Source organism: Aquabacterium sp. UBA2148 (assembly GCF_002328915.1).
Taxonomy (GTDB): domain Bacteria; phylum Pseudomonadota; class Gammaproteobacteria; order Burkholderiales; family Burkholderiaceae_C; genus Aquabacterium; species Aquabacterium parvum.
Window position 1 is genome coordinate 2,324 of the sequence record NZ_DCXA01000032.1, and the last position, 769, is coordinate 3,092.

Below are 769 nucleotides of genomic sequence, written 5' to 3' on the forward strand. Positions count from 1 at the left end.
GCCGACAGTGGCGGGGCGGACTCGCCCCGGCCCGGCTTGGGCGCGCGCGACATGTCCAGCAGCCGCACCTTGGGCATCGCCCCGCCGCCGATGCGCTCGGGCATGGCCAGGCGCAGGTAGCGGCCGGTGCCGCCTTCGCTGGTGGGCAGGGCGTTGAACCAGGTCTCCAGGCTGGGCGTGGCCGAACCCAGCAGCACCGGCACGCCTTCGAGCCGGCCTCGGTAGACGGCCAGGTCGCGCGCGGAGTAGCGGGCGCCGTCTTGTTGCTTGTAGCTGGGGTCGTGCTCTTCGTCGACCACGATCAGGCCCGGGCGGGGCAGCGGCGTGAACACCGACAGGCGCGTGCCCAGCACCACGTCGGCCTGGCCGCGCAGGGCCATCAACCAGTTGCGCAGGCGCTGGGCTGGCGTCAGGCCGCTGTGCAGCGAGACGATGCGCCGGCCGGCGAAACGCGCGGCCACGCGGGCTTCCAGCTGCGGCGTGAGGTTGATCTCGGGCACCATCATCAGCACCTGGCGGCCGGCGTCGAGCACGCGTTGCGCCTCGCGCAGGTAGACCTCGGTCTTGCCGCTGCCGGTGCTGCCCCACAGCAGGCTGGGCTGGGGAGGCGATGCAGCCAGGCGAGCCAGGGCGTCGGCCTGCTGGGCGCTGAGGTCGGGCAAGGCGGTGGGGTCGGGGGCGGTTGTTCCTGGCTCGGCGCCTGAAATCGCCACCGAGGCCGCACCTTCACCGGCTGGCTGGCACGAGGCCTTGGACGCCTCAGCCAGCT

Annotated in this window: 1 protein-coding gene; it reads right to left on the minus strand. The window is 73.3% G+C overall.

The annotated features are described in order from the left end of the window. The coding region (locus tag B2W70_RS01855; protein ID WP_286742266.1) for a DEAD/DEAH box helicase at positions 1-662 on the minus strand (662 nt) is incomplete at its 3' end. Between the last annotated feature and the right edge of the window lie 107 nt (positions 663-769).